At 72.8% G+C, this 14,738-nt stretch carries 17 protein-coding genes; 7 read left to right on the top strand and 10 right to left on the bottom strand.

The window, feature by feature from the left end:
- Positions 1 to 27: 27 nt before the first annotated feature.
- Genes ACIGQF_RS21150 through ACIGQF_RS21140 form a run of 3 tightly spaced genes read right to left on the bottom strand, consistent with a single transcriptional unit; the run spans position 28 to position 2,260 of the window.
- Positions 28 to 834, bottom strand: coding sequence for an acetoacetate decarboxylase family protein (locus tag ACIGQF_RS21150; RefSeq protein ID WP_399712222.1), 807 nt, complete (start codon positions 832 to 834; stop codon positions 28 to 30).
- A 15-nt stretch (positions 835 to 849) separates the two neighbouring features.
- Positions 850 to 2,067, bottom strand: coding sequence for an NAD(P)/FAD-dependent oxidoreductase (locus ACIGQF_RS21145; protein ID WP_399712219.1), 1,218 nt, complete (start codon positions 2,065 to 2,067; stop codon positions 850 to 852).
- Positions 2,068 to 2,071: 4 nt separating this feature from the next.
- Positions 2,072 to 2,260 (bottom strand): ferredoxin, encoded by a 189-nt coding sequence (locus tag ACIGQF_RS21140; RefSeq protein WP_399712217.1) that lies wholly within the window; start codon positions 2,258 to 2,260, stop codon positions 2,072 to 2,074.
- A 264-nt stretch (positions 2,261 to 2,524) separates the two neighbouring features.
- On the opposite strand from ACIGQF_RS21140, the gene ACIGQF_RS21135 reads away from it, so the two are divergent.
- A complete protein-coding gene (locus tag ACIGQF_RS21135) occupies positions 2,525 to 3,844 on the top strand; it encodes a glutamine synthetase family protein (RefSeq protein ID WP_399712631.1) in 1,320 nt (439 codons plus the stop codon).
- A 37-nt stretch (positions 3,845 to 3,881) separates the two neighbouring features.
- A complete protein-coding gene (locus tag ACIGQF_RS21130) occupies positions 3,882 to 5,162 on the top strand; it encodes a cytochrome P450 (protein WP_399712214.1) in 1,281 nt (426 codons plus the stop codon).
- A gap of 64 nt (positions 5,163 to 5,226) precedes the next feature.
- Here ACIGQF_RS21130 and ACIGQF_RS21125 read toward each other — a convergent pair whose 3' ends face one another.
- Complete coding sequence (locus ACIGQF_RS21125) at positions 5,227 to 5,625, bottom strand: STAS domain-containing protein (protein WP_399712211.1); 399 nt, start codon at positions 5,623 to 5,625, stop codon at positions 5,227 to 5,229.
- A 501-nt stretch (positions 5,626 to 6,126) separates the two neighbouring features.
- On the opposite strand from ACIGQF_RS21125, the gene ACIGQF_RS21120 reads away from it, so the two are divergent.
- The gene (locus ACIGQF_RS21120; protein WP_361552130.1) at positions 6,127 to 6,390 is read left to right on the top strand and encodes a hypothetical protein; all 264 of its coding nucleotides are present in this window, start codon (positions 6,127 to 6,129) and stop codon (positions 6,388 to 6,390) included.
- Between the two features lie 163 nt (positions 6,391 to 6,553).
- Here the strand turns inward: ACIGQF_RS21120 and ACIGQF_RS21115 are convergent, their stop codons facing one another.
- The 5 genes from ACIGQF_RS21115 to ACIGQF_RS21095 form a co-directional block, all read right to left on the bottom strand.
- Positions 6,554 to 7,153, bottom strand: a complete 600-nt coding sequence (locus tag ACIGQF_RS21115; protein WP_399712207.1) for a carbonic anhydrase — start codon at positions 7,151 to 7,153, stop codon at positions 6,554 to 6,556.
- Positions 7,154 to 7,332: 179 nt separating this feature from the next.
- Complete coding sequence (locus tag ACIGQF_RS21110; RefSeq protein WP_399712628.1) at positions 7,333 to 8,688, bottom strand: MFS transporter; 1,356 nt, start codon at positions 8,686 to 8,688, stop codon at positions 7,333 to 7,335.
- A gap of 47 nt (positions 8,689 to 8,735) precedes the next feature.
- Positions 8,736 to 9,254, bottom strand: coding sequence for a hypothetical protein (locus tag ACIGQF_RS21105; RefSeq protein WP_399712205.1), 519 nt, complete (start codon positions 9,252 to 9,254; stop codon positions 8,736 to 8,738).
- A 25-nt stretch (positions 9,255 to 9,279) separates the two neighbouring features.
- On the bottom strand, positions 9,280 to 10,533 hold the full coding sequence (locus ACIGQF_RS21100) for a hypothetical protein (protein WP_399712201.1): 1,254 nt from the start codon (positions 10,531 to 10,533) through the stop codon (positions 9,280 to 9,282).
- Positions 10,534 to 10,630: 97 nt separating this feature from the next.
- Positions 10,631 to 10,783, bottom strand: coding sequence for a hypothetical protein (locus ACIGQF_RS21095; RefSeq protein WP_181138642.1), 153 nt, complete (start codon positions 10,781 to 10,783; stop codon positions 10,631 to 10,633).
- Between the two features lie 243 nt (positions 10,784 to 11,026).
- On the opposite strand from ACIGQF_RS21095, the gene ACIGQF_RS21090 reads away from it, so the two are divergent.
- From ACIGQF_RS21090 to ACIGQF_RS21080, 3 genes are all read left to right on the top strand, one after another.
- A complete protein-coding gene (locus ACIGQF_RS21090; protein WP_399712198.1) occupies positions 11,027 to 12,571 on the top strand; it encodes an ATP-dependent DNA ligase in 1,545 nt (514 codons plus the stop codon).
- Complete coding sequence (locus ACIGQF_RS21085; protein ID WP_399712195.1) at positions 12,568 to 13,035, top strand: NUDIX domain-containing protein; 468 nt, start codon at positions 12,568 to 12,570, stop codon at positions 13,033 to 13,035. Before ACIGQF_RS21090 ends, ACIGQF_RS21085 begins: the two co-directional genes overlap by 4 nt.
- A gap of 118 nt (positions 13,036 to 13,153) precedes the next feature.
- The gene (locus tag ACIGQF_RS21080; protein ID WP_399712193.1) at positions 13,154 to 13,345 is read left to right on the top strand and encodes a hypothetical protein; all 192 of its coding nucleotides are present in this window, start codon (positions 13,154 to 13,156) and stop codon (positions 13,343 to 13,345) included.
- 30 nt (positions 13,346 to 13,375) lie between these two features.
- Here the strand turns inward: ACIGQF_RS21080 and ACIGQF_RS21075 are convergent, their stop codons facing one another.
- Complete coding sequence (locus ACIGQF_RS21075) at positions 13,376 to 14,134, bottom strand: nucleotidyltransferase domain-containing protein (RefSeq protein ID WP_399712190.1); 759 nt, start codon at positions 14,132 to 14,134, stop codon at positions 13,376 to 13,378.
- A gap of 42 nt (positions 14,135 to 14,176) precedes the next feature.
- On the opposite strand from ACIGQF_RS21075, the gene ACIGQF_RS21070 reads away from it, so the two are divergent.
- On the top strand, positions 14,177 to 14,710 hold the full coding sequence (locus tag ACIGQF_RS21070; protein WP_399712187.1) for a hypothetical protein: 534 nt from the start codon (positions 14,177 to 14,179) through the stop codon (positions 14,708 to 14,710).
- Positions 14,711 to 14,738 lie beyond the last annotated feature (28 nt).

The following is a 14,738-nucleotide window of genomic DNA, read 5'->3' as shown; positions in this document are numbered from 1 at the left end:
GGTCTCCCAGGTGTCAGGTTCGGGTCGTCACTCGGCTGCCGAGGTACCGGACTCCAGGAGGGTGCCGCCGCTCCAGACGACGCCGACCTGGCGGTAGTACGCGGCGATCGGCTCGCGGATCTCCAGCCGGGCCAGCTCCTCGGTGGGGGCCTCGAACAGCTCCAGTTCGGCGTCGCCGCGCCAGGCCGGGCCGGCTTCGAAGGACGCGGCGCCGGACTCGATCAGCTCGTCGAGGGCGAGGCCCTTGCCCGGTTCGATCGACGGCAGCCAGCGGTGGTGTGCCATCGGGTGGCCGTTGACGAAGCCGTTGGTCTCGGAGGGTCCGGTCAGTGTCACGACGGCCTGGGCGAGCCGTCGGTCGGCCGCCGCGAGCGTGGCGCCGAAGCGGGCGCCCGCCTCGATGCGCGGCGCGGGCCCGTAGGGGTGGGGGCGGGTCTGGTGGATGGAGCCGAGCTTCTTCGGGTAGCCCTGGTGCAGGCCGCGGGCGACGGCGAAGTCCTTGTCGACCCAGATGTACGCACAACGCGAGTACGTACGGCCCTTGTAGGAGCAGCGGACGACCGCGAAGGCCTCCTTGTACTGGGCGCGCACGGGGTCGAGCAGCTCCTCGCCGGAGGCCGCGCAGGACTGCCAGTCGGCCCAGACGAGGGCGACGGCGCCGGGGTCCTCGTCGGCGAGTCCGAGCGGCTCGGGCAGCAGTTCGCGGACGCGCGCGGGGTCGGTGCGGTACTCGACGGTGAGGAGGTCGCCGGAGTAGTGCCACGGGGGCGAGGGGATGAGCGAGGCGGAACCGGTCGCCGTCTTGGGGTGGAAGTAGCCGCGGACGCTGGCCATGGTGGTCGGTCTCCTTCAGGCGTGCTGGGTGCTGGGGGCCGGCTGCTGGAGCAGTTCGGCGCGGTGGCGGGCAGCGGCACCGGCTGCGGCGGGGCCGCCGAGCGCGAGTACACCGACCATGCGGCCGCCCGCGTGGTAGCCGAGGACGACGTCCCCTTCGGGGTCGCCCTCCAGGACGCGTATGTCGGCGAGTCCGAGGGACGGGGCGCCGAAGGACTGGAGCCGGAAGTCGTGCTGGTCGCTCCAGAAGGTGGGGAACGGCGCGAAGGGTGTGGGGTCGGGATCGGCGCCGGCCAGGTGTGCCGCGAGGGTCTTCGCGGCGCGCTTGGCGGTGTCGCCGGGGATCGACCAGTGCTCGACGCGGCCCGGGACGGCTTCGTAGCGGGCGTTGGGGAAGCGGGCGACGTCGCCGACGGCGACCACGTACGGCAGGCCGCCGACGCGCAGCAGTGCGTCGGTGAGCACGCCGTCGGTCAGGTCCAGGCCGTTGCCGTCGAGCCACTCGGTGTTGGCGGCCGAGCCGACCGCCTCGACGACGACGTCGGCCGGGAGGGTCCGGCCGTCGTCGAGGACGACGCCGGTGACGTGGTCCCCACCCGCGAAGGCGGTGACGCCGGTGCCGAGGGCGAAGCGTACGCCGCGTTCCTCGTGCCGCCGGTGCAGCAGGCGGGCCGGCAGTTCGCCGAGCGGGCGCAGCATCGGCAGCGGTTCGGGGTCGACGACGGTGACCTCGGTGGCGCCGAGGCCGACAGCGGTGGCGGCGACCTCGCAGCCGATGAAGCCGGCGCCGACCACGACGACCCGGGCGCCGGCCCGGGCCAGCGCGGCGCGCAGGCCCTGTGCGTCGGTGAGGGTACGGACGGTGTGGCGGCCCGCGGCCGGGCCGGGACAGCGCAGCCGCCGGGGCCGCATGCCGGTGGCGATCACCAGGCCGTCGAAGGACAGTTGCTCGCCGTCGGTCAGCTCCACGGTCCGCTCGGCGAGCCGGGCGGCGGTCACTCGCGTACCGAGGCGCCACTCGGCGTCCGCGACGCTCGCGCGGGGCCGGAAGGCCAGCGACTCGAACGGCGCCCTGCCGGCGAGGGCTTCCTTGGAGAGCGGCGGCCGGTTGTACGGCATGTGCGGTTCCTCGCCGACCAGGGTGAGCGCGCCGGTCCAGCCGGCGGCACGCAACTGCTCGGCGGCGCGCAGGCCGGCCATGGCGGCGCCGGCGACCACGATGCGGGGGCTCATCCGGTCAGTCCTCGATTCGGATGGCCTGAAGAGGGCAGACGTCGGCGGCTTCCTCGACGTCCTCGCGGAGCGCGTCGTCCGGGTCGCTGACGTACGCGAGCCGTCCGCCCTCGTCGAGCCGGAAGACCTCGGGCGCCGCGAAGACGCACTGGCCGTGGTCCTGGCACTTGTTCATGTCGACGACGACCTTCATGGCCGGCCCTCCTGAGGATGCGGATTCCTAACTCGTTTGACCTCAAACAAGGTAGGGAGCGGCCGGCACCGGGTCAAGACCTGTCCGTATGGATAAATTTTTGCCGCCCGCCCCTTGCGGCCCCTCCGGTCGCTCCCTACCGTTTGGCTTCAAATGAGGCACGGGTTCCCCCAGCGCGGCCCCGGTCCCTCTCCCCGCCACCGTTCCCGCCCCTCTGAGGAGACACTGGTGAGCGCTCCCGAATCCCCCCAGGTCCGGCAGCACATGGACCGCCTGGCCGCCGACGGCGTCGACGTGGTCCGGGTGACCTATCCCGACCTCATCGGCACCGACCGCGCCCGCGACGTGCTGCTCGAACACCTCCCCACCGCCTGCGCACACGGCCTCGCCTTCTGCCGGGCCGTGTACCACACGAGCCCGCAGGGCGACGTCGTCGAGGTCGAGGGGGGCCTGGACGCCGGACTGCCGGACATCTCCGTACACCCCGACCTGAGCACGCTCACCCCGCTGCCCTGGGAGCCCGGCGTCGCCACGTGCCTGGGCGACGTGATCGCCCCCGCCACCGGCTCCCCCGCCCCCGAATCACCCCGCGACCTGCTGCGCCACGTGCTCGACCAGTGCACCGGCCAAGGTCTGGCCCCCGTCGCCGGGCCCGAATTGGAGTACTTCCTCTGCGATCCGGCCCCCGAGTCCCCCACCGGCTGGAAGCGGTACGCCGAGGCGCCCGGCAACGTCTACACCGCGGGCCGCCGCGGCGACCCCGGCGGCCACCTCCTGCGCACCCTCCGCCAACTCCGCGGGCTGGGCATCGGCGCCAGCATGGGCAACCACGAGTTCAGCAGCGGCCAGTTCGAGATCAACCTCACCCACTCGGCAGCCCTCGACGCCGCCGACCGGGCCTTCCGCTTCAAATCCGCCGTCAAGGAACTCGCCCGCACCGAGGGGCGCCTGGCCACCTTCATGGCCAAGCCCTTCGTCGACGAGGGCGGCTCCGGCTTCCACGTCCACATCTCCTGTCCGGACGCCGACGGACACAACGCCTTCGACGACCCGGCCGCACCGCACGGGCTCTCCAGCACCGCCCGGCACGCCATCGCCGGGGTCCTCGCGCACGCCCCCGCACTGACCGCACTGCTCAACCCCACGGTCAACTCCTACAAGCGGTTCGGCCCCGACACCCTCGCCCCCTGGCTGATCGACTGGGGCCTGGACAACCGCAGCGCCATGGTCCGCGTACCGCCCGAACGCGGCGCCGGCACCCGCTTCGAACTGCGCCTCGCCGATGCGAGCGCCAATCCGTACCTGCTGCTCGCGGGCACCCTCGCGGCGGCCCTGCTCGGCGTGCGCGCCGGCCAGGAGCCGCCCGCGCCCCTGGAGGGCTACGGCTACGACACCGCCCGGGCCGCGACCCTGCCGATGACGCTGCCCGCGGCGCTCGACGCCCTGGAGGCCGACACCGCGCTCACCGAGGTCCTCGGCAAGGGCTTCACCGCCGCCTTCCTCGCCTACAAGCGCGACGAGGTCCAGCGCTTCCAGCGGTACGTCACGGACTGGGAGTTCACCGAGTACGCCTACCACCTGTGACACGGCCGCACCGACCCGCCACCGCAAGGAGCCATCGATGACCGCCAGCCTGCCCGCCGTTCACGAGCCGCTGCCGCTGGACGAGGTGAACCTCGCCGACCTCGACAACTTCACCGACGGCGTCACCCCGTGGCGGATGTTCCACACCCTGCGCCACGAGGACCCGGTCCACTGGCAGCCGGAGGAGGCGCCCAACTCCGGCTTCTGGTCGGTCACCCGGCACGAGGACATCGCCCGCGTCGACCGCGACGCGGAGACCTTCACCTCCACCAAATTCGTCAACCTCGAAGAGGTCGACGAGGACCAGATCAGGAAACGCGCCTCGATCCTGGAGCTGGACGGCGTACGCCACCGCGCCATGCGCAGGCTCCTCCAGCGCCAGTTCGGCGCCGGCGTCATCAACCAGTACGCCGACTTCCTGCGCGGCCTGACCGCCAGGACGCTGGACGCCGCGCTCACCAAGGGCAGCTTCGACTTCGTGCGGGAGGTCTCCGCCGACTTCCCCATCAACGTCCTCGCCCGGCTGCTGGACGTGCCGCCGGAGGACAACCAGCAGCTCATCGACTGGGGCAACCGGATCATCGGCAACACCGACCCCGACTACGCCGACGTGCTGCTGGAGAGCGAGGAGAGCGAGCGGTACCGCGATCTGCCGTTCCGCTCCCCGGCCTCGCTGGAGGTCTTCGCGTACGGGCGCGAGCTGGCCCGGCAGCGGCGCGGCGGCGACGGCACCGACCTGGTCTCCCGGCTGGTCAACCAGACCCCGCGGGACGGCGTACCACTCTCCGCGCAGGACTTCGACAACTACTTCCTGCTGCTGGTCGTGGCCGGCAACGAGACCACCCGGCACTCCATCACGCACGCCGTGCTCGCGCTGATCAACAACCCCGACCAGCTCGACCGGCTGCGGCAGGACCCCTCCCTCATCCCCACCGCGGTCGAGGAGTTCCTGCGCTGGGCCTCCCCCGTCTACCACTTCCGCCGCACCGCCACCCGCGACGTCGAGCTCGGCGGCAAGCACATCAAGGAAGGCGACAAGGTCGTCATGTGGTACGCCTCCGGCAACCGCGACGAGGAGGTCTTCGGCAACCCCTACGACTTCGACGTGACCCGGCAGCACAACGACCACGTCACCTTCGGCAAGGGCAGCCCGCACCTGTGCCTGGGCAACCTGCTCGCCCGTACCGAGATGCGGATCATGTTCGAGGAGCTGATCCCTCGCCTCGCCGACATCCGCGTCACCGGCGAGATCCCCCGCGTCCGCTCCAACTTCGTCAACGGCATCAAGAAACTGCCGGTCGAAGTCACGCTCGCCTGAGCCGTGTACGACCCGACGACCCTGGCCGCGTCCGTACGCCGTCGGGCGCGGGCCGGCCGCCTGGCTAGTGCGCGGCCACGGGCGGCCAGGTGGGGCGGCACTCCTCGGGGAGGGCGGCGAGGGCCTTGCTGACCGTGGGGTGCTGCGGGAACAGCTTTTCGCTGCCCGTGTGGGTGAGGAGGTCGGACAGCCGCCGGCCGGCGCACGCGAGCAGCAGGGTGCCCTCCCGCCGGCGCAGGATCCAGTGCAGTGCGAGCAGGCAGTTCAGGCCGCGTGAGTCACAGAACGTGAGCGCGGCCACGTCCAGGACGAGGTAGCGGTAGCCGTCGGCCAGCACCACGCCGGTCGAGGAGAGGAACGACGCTTCGGAGGCATGGTCGAGCTCGCCGCTGACGCGCAGCACGGCGCAGTCGGCGGACTGGGTGAGAACAGTGACGGCCAGCCGTCCTGAACCCGTGGACATCGCACCTCCGGTCACCTGTCGCACGGTCTTGCCATGGCTTACCAAGCGGCAGCCGCCTCTCGGCTCCGGACCGTGAACTACAGGCAGTGAACTACGGGCATGTGATACAAGCCGAGTGTCCCACACGAGAAGACACATGTCGGAAATGTCCCTATTGCCGGTACTGTCGGCAGCGGGTCGCCCGGCACCCGTCCGGGTGATCACCTGCCCGGCGGAGTGATTCGGACAAACTGCGCCTCGGCCCCCGGGCCCGTCCGTCCCCGGCCGCTCCTCCCGCCCCCGCGGCGGCCCTCGCCGGCCCGCCCCGTCACAGCGGGCCTCTCCCGGTGGGCGGGTCACTGGCCGACAGCGGTACGGTGCCGGCGGACGGCCGCCGTACGGCGTTCCCGTGTCCGGCGCCCGGGTACGCGTGAGCCGCATCCGGCGACCGCCGGACGACCCACATGAGAAGGCAGGCGCGTCATGACCGCAGCCTCGTCCCCCGGGTACTCCGAATCCGGCATGCCGCGGAGTACCTACACCGCCGCACGGCCGGTCAGTACGGAGACCAAGCCGTCCTTCAAGACCACCGAATTCTTCGTCTACGTGGCCGCGGTGGTGGCCGTGCTCATCGCCTCCGCCGTGGTGGGCGCCGACGTCGGCCCGGACCCCTTCCCCGCAGGCCAGGCATGGCTGTACGTCACGCTGCTCAGCATCGGCTACCTGATCAGCCGCGGCCTGGCGAAGAGCGGCAGCCGCGAGCCCGCCGACCGGACACGCGACTGAGCTCGGCCTTCAGGCTGTTCCCCGCAGGACCGTGGCACGGCGCCTCGGCCCCGAGCGCACAACGGGCGGAGCCCCGGGGCAACGTTGCCCCGGGGCTCCGCTGGTGCCCGCACCGCGCGGGTGCGGGCGATCGTGGCCTCGTCCCCGGACGGGCAGGACTGCGTCAGACGGGCAGGAAGGCGTCGGCCTTCGGGTCGTGCGCCGTCACCAGACCGGTGTGCACCTCGTAGAACCAGCCGTGCAGCGACACCTCACCGGCTTCCAGGCGCTCCTGGACACAGGGGTAGGCACGCAGCCGCTCGACCTGCTCGCACACGTGGCGCTGGACGGCACCGGCGACCGTCGGGGTGTCGTCCCGGGGCAGCTCGGCGGAGAACTCCCGGGCGAGCCAGTCGCGCACGGCGGGCGCGTCGTTCAGGTCCTCGGCGCGTGCCCGCGCACCCACCGCGCCGCAGTGGGAGTGGCCGCACACCACGATGTCGGACACCTTCAGCACCCGCATCGCGTACTCGATGGTCGCGGCCTCCGAGCAGGCCATGCCCTCGTGGTAGGCGGGGACGGCGTTGCCGGCGGTCCGCAGCTCGAACAGCTCGCCGGGGCGCGCGCCGGTGATCAGGGAGGGGATGACCCGGGAGTCGGAGCAGGTGATGAACAGGGCCTGCGGCGACTGGCCCTCCGCGAGGCGGCCGAAGACCTCCCGCTCCTCGGGCTGCTCGGCGATGCGGGCGTTCAGGTTCCGGGCGTGCTGGATGAAGGATTCCACGGGAGGTGTCTCCTGTTGGTGAGGGTGCCACGGAGAGGTGTGGCAGGTGCGGATTGCATAGCGGAACAATGATCGTCGGTGTGACGTCCGCGCAGGTGGGCGGGGTGCGCACGGCCGGCGCCGCACGGGCGGCGGGCGCGGGCCCCGGATGACCGGGCCGGCGGCGGTACGGGGCGTGGTCATGCCCCGGGCTCCCCTTGTGGGCGCCGGGCCGCGACCGCCGCGCCGGAGCGGCGTCTTACGGTCAGCGCCAGGACGGGGAGGATCGCCAGCGCCAGCACACCGCCCGCGAGGGCCAGTACCGGGAAGCCGCCCGCCACCACGACCAGCCCGGAGGACATCCCGCCGGTGGCCCCGGCCACGGCGATGCCCACGTCCAGCACCCCCTGGGTGCGTGCCCGGGTGGCTGCCGGGAGCGCGTCCGTGACCAGGGCGGTGCCGCTGATCAGCCCGAAGTTCCAGCCGATGCCGAGCAGGACGAGGGCGGTGGCGAGCGCGGGCACCGAGTGGGCCGGAGCCAGCGCGGCGACCGCCCCGGCGGCGAACAGCGTCATGCCCGACGCGATCGCGACCGGCAGCCGGCCGACGCGGTCGACGAGCAGCCCGGTCAGCGGCGACGGCAGGAACATCGCCCCGACGTGGAGGGCGATGACCAGTCCGGCGTCGCCCGTGCCGTGGCCGTGCGCCCGCATGTGGACCGGCGTCATCGTCATGATCGCGATCATGGCGAGCTGGCCGAGCACCATGACGGCCGTACCGCCGAGCAGGCACCGCCGGTCGGGCCGGTCGTCGCCCGCCGCGTGACGGGGCTCTTCGGTGCGCGCGTCGGCCGCGCTCGGGGGTACGGGCTGCGCCTGGCCCTGGCCTGCGGCTGCGGCCTGCTCTCGGGCTGCTGCCGCCTCCGCCAGCGTGCGGGACAGCCGCAGCGGGTCGGGGCGCAGCAGCACGGCCAGGAGGAGCGCGGCCGCCGTGAAGGCGACGGTGGCCAGCGCGAACGGGCCCGCGAGGCGGGGGATGCCCCAGCCGTGCGCCACCTCGCCCGTCACGCTCACCAGCAGCGGACCGGCCACCGCACCGAGCGTGGTGGCCAGCAGTACCGTGCTCACCGCGCGGCCGCGCCGCTCGGGCGCCGCCAGGTCGGCACCCGCGTACCGCGCCATCAGGTTGGTCGCCGTACCCGCGCCGTAGACCGTGAGCGCGACGAAGAGCAGTGGTGCGTTGCCGGTCGCGGCGGCCACGACGACGCCGAGGCTGCCGGCGGCGCCACCGGCGTACCCCAGCGCGAGGCCGGGGCGCCGGCCCCAGCGCTGCGAGAGCCGGCCGATGCCGACCGCGCCCAGCGCCGCACCGGCGGTGAACAGGGCGCTCGGGAGTCCGGCGAGGCCCGTGGAGCCGAGCATCTCCTCGGCGAGCAGCGCGCCGACGGTGATGCCCGCGGCCAGGCCCGCACCGCTGAGGACCTGCGAGACCACCAGGACGGTCAGGACGCGCCGCTGGGCGGCGGCGACGGACACGGCAGGGGCGGTCGGCGCCACCGGCAGCGGTGGGTCGTGGGCGGCGGGCACCGCACCGGTCCCTTCGGTCACGTGGCCGTCCCCGCCATCGGCTCCAGTGCGGAGATCTCCGACAGCGGCATCTCCAGCCGCTCGTGCAGGAACCGGACGACCGTCCAGTGCGGCAGCGCGCCCTCGTCGAAGGGGCCGAACTCCCGGCAGTACAGCGGTATCCAGCGCAGCGCCTCTTCGGCGGCCTGCTCGCGGCCGGGCTCCTGCTGGTACTCCTCGTACGGAATGCTGCGGTGCTCGATGAAGAACTTGCCCGGCAGCCGCTCCTCGCAGAGGTAGCGATACTCGCGCGTCTGCAGGATGAGGTAGTGCCAGAACTCGTCGATCTCCTGCTCCACGGGGAGGAACAGGCCGCTCAGCTCCTCGGGGTACTTGGAGATCAGGTAGAGGTAGCGCAGGCACTCCAGGGCCTGCCGCTCGGTGTACTCCCGCGGTGCTCCGCCCGAGGCGGCGAAGTGGTCGACCAGCTCCGTGTACAGGGCGGGGCCGAGCAGCGCCACGAGGTCTTCCTCGGTCACCTGCGTCTTCGTGGTCATGGTCCCTCTCACTTTCCGTCCCTGCTCACTTTCCGTCCCTGGCGAGCCAGGCGTACTTCCCCGACTTTCCGATGGCGATGTGGTCGCGGTGGTCGAGCACGCAGCGGCGGCCGGTCAGTTCGCGGACGCCGTGGCCCAGCGCGGCCACCTGCTGCGGGGCGAGGGGCCGGCCGTCGAACGTGGTGTACGCGAGCACGGCCTCGGCGGGGCTGAGGACCCGCAGCTGGTGCACGAAGACATGGGGCGAGACGGAGCCGACGAGGGCGTCCAGGTCGCCTTGCGCCACCGGGCCCGAGGGGGACTCCAGCAGCTCCTTCTCCCGGCCGCAGAATTGCGTGATCTTCGCCGGGTCGGGGGTGCCGTCCAGGGTGCGGGCGCAGTCGCCGGAGCGGTAGCGGACCAGGGGCATGTGGGGGTTGCGCACGCTGGTGACGATGAGGTGGAAGAGCCCGCTGCCCTCGGTGACCGGCGCCAGCTCGACGCCCATGTCGTCGAGGTAGGGGTGGTAGCGGCCGCGGCGGTCGCTGTAGAAGAGGTAGCCCAGCTCCGTACTGCCGAAGAGGTCGATGATCGGGCACGCGAAGTGCTGCTGGAGATACCGCCGTACGTTGACCGGCGTGAATTCGTAGGCGTGGACGATGCTCGCCGGGGGCGAGAAGGCGTCCCACAGCCCCCACCTGCTGATCTTCTGCAGCAGGTGCGCCAGGTGGTAGCCGGAGCAGTCCAGGTGGTACCAGCCGCGCGGATGCGCCTGCCGGGCCTCCTCCATCTCGGCGAGCATCCGCTCGACGTCGGCGCGCTCCCAGAGCGCGGGGTCGAGGCGGGTGTTGAGGTAGAAGGTGCGGGCGTCCAGGCGGCGGTCCTCGGGACGCGGGTCGGGCCGCGGTTCCTCACCGCGCTTCTTCGCGTTCACCCGGGCCACGTGCTCCGTGGCGAGCACCGTCGTCAGCGAGACGCGGCGGCAGCCCGCTTCCCAGGTCTCCTTGATGTCCGGGTGTGCGCTCCACAGCCGGTAGTAGGACTTCAGGAGGAAGTACGGGGGCCGGATGATCTGCATGCGGGCGTGGTTGGTGCCCGTGGAGAGCACGAACTCCGCCTCGCCGGCGTCGAGGGCGGCCGCGAGCGCCGGTGTCATCCAGTTGTCCGGGAAGCCGCGCGCGATCTCGGCCTTGTCCAGTACGGGGAAATGACCACGCGCGAGTGCGTCGCGGTAGATCGGGATGTCCTTGACGCGCGCGATGACGTCGGCCGTCGGCTGACCGTCCGGGGAAACCTTCAAGGGAAACCTCAACAGTGCTCATGGACCGGTGCCGGGGCCGGCCGGCGGCGCGACTGCGCCACCGCCGGCCGGCCCCGGAACGCCGGGCGGCGACGGGTCAGGAGATACAGCCGGTCTTCGTCGCGCTGATGCAGCCGCTCTTCGGGGACGCGCTGATGCAGCCGTCCTTGTCCGCCTTCTGCGCCGAGTTGGCGGCGACCCAGCCCTGCCAGACGTCGTCCTGGGCCATCTTCTTGATGAGCTGTTCCATGCGAACCTCCGTGAGGTGGAGCGTGAGCTGGACATGCGGCGCTGACGTGCGCTTTTGCCGCACGACTTGAAGGTAAAAGATTCGCCAAGCAAGTGTCAATGAATGGCAATCTCCATGGAGGGTGAAGCAGGCGGTCCCGCCAACTTTTGGCGGGATAACGTCGTGACGCCCGCCGCCCGGATCCGGCACGCCGGTCGCTCCCGCCCGGAGGCGTGGCCCGGCCGTGCGAGGCAGGATGGCCGTATGCTGCTGGCCCATCTTGCCCGCGTGTCCCGAGAAGTCGCCTCGACCTCCGCGCGTTCCAAGAAGGTCGCGCTGCTGGCCGAGCTGTTCCGGGAGGCCGCGCCCGAGGACGTACCGGTCGTCATCCCGTATCTCGCCGGGCGGCTGCCCCAGGGGCGGATCGGCATCGGCTGGACCGCACTGCAGGACCCCGCTCCCCCGGCCGCCGAGGCCACGCTCACCGTGCGGGGCGTCGACGCGGCGCTGACCGAACTGTCCGGGGTCACCGGGGCCGGTTCGCAGAGCGAACGCCGGCGGCTGGTGCAGGAACTGCTCGCCGCCGCCACCGAGCCGGAACAGCGCCTCCTGACCGGCCTGCTGACCGGCGAGGTGCGCCAGGGCGCGCTGGACGCGCTCGCCGTCGAAGCGCTCGCGGCGGCCACGGACGCGCCGGCCGCCGACGTCCGCCGGGCCGTGATGCTGGGCGGGCTCCAGGAGGTGGCGCGGACCCTGCTGGCCGACGGGCCGCCCGCGCTGGCCCGCTTCCGGCTCACCGTCGGGCAACCGGTCGGCCCGATGCTCGCGCAGAGCGCGAAGTCACCGGCCGAGGCGGTCGCCAAGCTGGGCCCCTGCGCCGTGGAGGAGAAGCTCGACGGCATCCGCGTACAGGTGCACCGCGACGGCGACGACGTCCGTGTCCACACCCGCACCCTGGACGACGTCACCGACCGGCTCCCCGAGGTCGTCGAGGCCGCGCTGACCCTCCCCGCCACCCGCTTCGTGCTCGACGGCGAGGTCATCGCGCTGGACGCGGACGGCCGGCCGCTGCCCTTCCAGCGCACCGCCGGGCGCTTCGGCTCCCGGGTGGACGTGGCCGCCGCGCAGGCCGCGCTGCCGCTGTCACCGGTGTTCTTCGACGTCCTGTACGCCGGCGACCGCGATCTGATGGATTTGCCCTTCGAGGAGCGCCACGCGGAGCTGGCCCGCTTCGTGCCCGAGCCGATGCGCGTCCGCCGGGTCGTGGCCCGGGAGCCCGGCGACGCGGCGGCCATGGAGGCGGTGGAGGACTTCTGGGCGGCGACCCTGCGCCGCGGCCACGAAGGCGTCGTCGTGAAGGGGCTCGCCGCGCCCTACAGTGCGGGGCGGCGCGGCGCCTCGTGGCTCAAGGTGAAGCCGGTGCACACCCTGGACCTCGTCGTCCTGGCCGCCGAGTGGGGGCACGGCCGCCGCGCGGGGAAGCTGTCCAACCTCCACCTCGGGGCCCGCGCGGAGGACGGCTCCTTCGTCATGCTCGGCAAGACCTTCAAGGGCCTCACGGACGCCGTACTGGCCTGGCAGACCGAGCGGCTGCGGGAGCTGGCCGTGGACGAGAGCGGGTACGTGGTGACCGTACGCCCGGAACTGGTCGTGGAGATCGCCTACGACGGCCTCCAGACCTCCACCCGCTACCCGGCCGGGGTGACCCTGCGGTTCGCCCGGGTCGTGCGGTACCGGGAGGACAAGAGGCCCGAGGAGGCCGACACGGTGAAGAGCGTCCTCGCGGCCCACGGTGCGCCGCCGTCATGACCGGGAAGCGGAGCGCCGGACTGCTGCTGTACCGCCGCGCGGGCACCGGGATCGAGGTGCTGCTGGCCCACATGGGCGGGCCGCTGTGGGCCCGCCGTACGGCCGGCGCGTGGACGGTGCCCAAGGGCGAGTACGTACCGCCGGAGGAACCGCTGACGGCCGCCCGGCGGGAGTTCGAGGAGGAGCTGGGCCTGCCCCCGCCGGACGGGCCGTACGTCCCCCTGGGCGAGGTCCGCCAGTCGGGCGGCAAGACGGTCACCTGCTGGGCCGCCGAGGCCGACCTCGAACCCGGCGCGATCGTGCCCGGCACCTTCGAGACGGAGTGGCCCAGGGGCTCCGGCGTCACCCGCTCCTTTCCCGAGATCGACCGCGTGGCGTGGTACGCCCCGGACCGGATCGGAGAACGCCTCGTCACGGCCCAGCGCGCCTTCGTGGACCGGCTCATCGCACACCTGAGCGCTTGATCCCGGCCGTCCCGCCGTTGACCTGTTCCGCCGCTACCCGGGGCCCCGCCCGCTGATTGGCCACCCTCACACCGTTCGCCCACGGTGCCCCATCCCGTTGACCGAGGGAAGAGCGACCATGGCCGATGTGCTGAAGTACGGGGACCACCTCCACCTGCTGAACGGCTACAACTCCTGGAAGGGCGGCTACCTCGACACCAACGGGCACGCCGACGGCAGCTCCGGCGGCAAGTACGGCGTGTCCACGACGGAATCCGCCACGCGCGGCAAGGGCACCGGCCAGTGGAAGTTCAGCAAGGCCACGGACTAGCCGCACACCGGCCCGCGGCCCTCCGGCCCCTCACACCGCGGCACCGAACAGCGTCTCCGCCTCGGTGAGTGTGTCCATGAGGTGCTGCGGGTCCGGGCGCAGGGCGGCGACGAGCGTGTCGAGGCCGCGGAGTCCCGCCTGTTCCAGGAGTCGCTTCTCGTTGGTGGTCCACTCGCCGCGCGCCGCGAGCACGGCGTGCGCGGTCTGCATGCCGGCCGTGGCGAGGGCGCCGGCCACCTCGGTGGCCCGGCCGCGCGCGGCGTACGCGCCCCTGGCGTACCGGAGCGTGAGCTCCGCCCGGCCGCGCCACACCGAGGGTGCCGTGGCGCGCAGCGCTTCGGGGTAGGCGGGGCGGGGCAGTTCGCCGCGCAGCACCTCATTGACGGCCAGTTCGGCGACCACGAGGTAGCTGGGGATGCCCGCGAGGTGGAACATCAGCGGCTCCCAGTGGAAGCGGCCCTCCCGCGCCTCTGCCAATTCGTGCTCGACGACGTCGAGGTCCCGGTAGTGGACATCGGCGGGCCGGCCGTCGATGGTCAGCCAGGCACCGCCGTTGAACACGCCGCCGCCCCAGTCGCCGACCTCGGAGACCTCGCCCTCCCAGCCGACGGCGCGCAGGTCGGCGGGGTCGAAGGCGCCGCGGTAGTAGAGCGCGAAGTCCCAGTCGCTGTCCGGGGTGTGGGTGCCCTGGGCACGGGAGCCGCCGAGGGTGACGGCCTGCACGGTGGGCAGGGCGGCGAGCCGGTCGGCGACGTGACCGGGGAACACCTGATCGGTGAGAGCAGCCATGGACCGAGGATATGCGCGGTACCCGGGGGTACCCGTGGCCGCATGACGAAGCGCACCGTGTCCCCTTCCGTGCCGCGCGGCCCGCGAGACGACCGGCTCGCGCTGCTCGGCGTGTACCTCAACGACCATCTGGCCGGGGCGACGTTCGGTACGGAGCTGGCGCGCCGGCTGGCCAGGAGTTCCGTGGCCGCCGCGCCCGAGGAGACCCTCAAGGCGCTGGCCGCCGAGATCACCGCGGACCGGGCGGCCCTGCTGCGCATCATGAAGGACCTCGGCATCCGCGCCCGGGGCTACAAGGCCGGTGCGGGCTGGGCCGCCGAGAAGGTCGGCCGGCTGAAGAGCAACCGCCGGCTGCTGTCCCGCTCGCCGCTCAGCCCGCTCCTGGAGCTGGAGGTGCTGCGGCTGGGCGTGGCGGGCAAGGCGGCGGGCTGGCGGACGCTGCGCGAGCTGGCGGAGACCGACGCCCGGCTGGACGCCGCCCGGCTCGACGACCTGCTGGAGCGCGCCGACCGCCAGGCCGAGACCTTGGAGCGGCTCCGCGTCCAGCAGGCCGCCACGAGCTTCCGTACGGCCTGACGGCGACCGGCCGACCCCCTCGGGCACC

The organism is Streptomyces sp. NPDC053560 (genome assembly GCF_044544605.1).
Lineage (GTDB): Bacteria > Actinomycetota > Actinomycetes > Streptomycetales > Streptomycetaceae > Streptomyces.
The sequence above is the reverse complement of the archived record's forward strand: the minus strand, read 5'-3'. Positions and strand labels throughout refer to the sequence as shown.

Coding starts and splice junctions, on each gene's coding strand:
- ACIGQF_RS21150 (WP_399712222.1), bottom strand. CDS start 834: ATGGCCAGCGTCCGCGGCTACTTCCACCCCAAGACGGCGACCGGTTCC.
- ACIGQF_RS21145 (WP_399712219.1), bottom strand. CDS start 2,067: ATGAGCCCCCGCATCGTGGTCGCCGGCGCCGCCATGGCCGGCCTGCGC.
- ACIGQF_RS21140 (WP_399712217.1), bottom strand. CDS start 2,260: ATGAAGGTCGTCGTCGACATGAACAAGTGCCAGGACCACGGCCAGTGC.
- ACIGQF_RS21135 (WP_399712631.1), top strand. CDS start 2,525: ATGGACCGCCTGGCCGCCGACGGCGTCGACGTGGTCCGGGTGACCTAT.
- ACIGQF_RS21130 (WP_399712214.1), top strand. CDS start 3,882: ATGACCGCCAGCCTGCCCGCCGTTCACGAGCCGCTGCCGCTGGACGAG.
- ACIGQF_RS21125 (WP_399712211.1), bottom strand. CDS start 5,625: ATGTCCACGGGTTCAGGACGGCTGGCCGTCACTGTTCTCACCCAGTCC.
- ACIGQF_RS21120 (WP_361552130.1), top strand. CDS start 6,127: ATGCCGCGGAGTACCTACACCGCCGCACGGCCGGTCAGTACGGAGACC.
- ACIGQF_RS21105 (WP_399712205.1), bottom strand. CDS start 9,254: ATGACCACGAAGACGCAGGTGACCGAGGAAGACCTCGTGGCGCTGCTC.
- ACIGQF_RS21095 (WP_181138642.1), bottom strand. CDS start 10,783: ATGGAACAGCTCATCAAGAAGATGGCCCAGGACGACGTCTGGCAGGGC.
- ACIGQF_RS21090 (WP_399712198.1), top strand. CDS start 11,027: ATGCTGCTGGCCCATCTTGCCCGCGTGTCCCGAGAAGTCGCCTCGACC.
- ACIGQF_RS21085 (WP_399712195.1), top strand. CDS start 12,568: ATGACCGGGAAGCGGAGCGCCGGACTGCTGCTGTACCGCCGCGCGGGC.
- ACIGQF_RS21080 (WP_399712193.1), top strand. CDS start 13,154: ATGGCCGATGTGCTGAAGTACGGGGACCACCTCCACCTGCTGAACGGC.
- ACIGQF_RS21075 (WP_399712190.1), bottom strand. CDS start 14,134: ATGGCTGCTCTCACCGATCAGGTGTTCCCCGGTCACGTCGCCGACCGG.
- ACIGQF_RS21070 (WP_399712187.1), top strand. CDS start 14,177: ATGACGAAGCGCACCGTGTCCCCTTCCGTGCCGCGCGGCCCGCGAGAC.